The 270-nt window shown below is 61.1% G+C and carries 1 pseudogene; it reads left to right on the top strand.

What is annotated here, in order from left to right:
• Positions 1-270, top strand: a pseudogene (locus tag B3T77_RS15565) (ammonia channel protein); the annotation flags it as partial.

Here is a 270-nt window from a genome sequence, read left to right as displayed (position 1 = left end):
CTGGCGCTGTTCTATGGCGGCATGGTGCGCAAGAAGAACGTCATCGCCACTATCACCCAGTCCGTCGGCGTCTTCGCCGTGGTGTCGCTGGTATGGTTCATCGCCGGCTACAGCCTGGCCTTCGGCAAGAACGAGAGCGCCGGCCTTCAGCCCTTCATCGGCAGCCTGGACATGCTGTTCCTGAACGGCGTGTCGCTGAAGACAGCCAACGCCCTGCTGCCGGGCATTCCCGAGTTCCTGTTCATCTCTTTCCAGATGACCTTCGCCATC

Source organism: Brevundimonas sp. UBA7838, assembly GCF_002500885.1.
Taxonomy (GTDB): domain Bacteria; phylum Pseudomonadota; class Alphaproteobacteria; order Caulobacterales; family Caulobacteraceae; genus Brevundimonas; species Brevundimonas vesicularis_C.
Note: the sequence above shows the minus strand (reverse complement) of the source record. Positions and strands in the feature narration are given on the sequence as shown.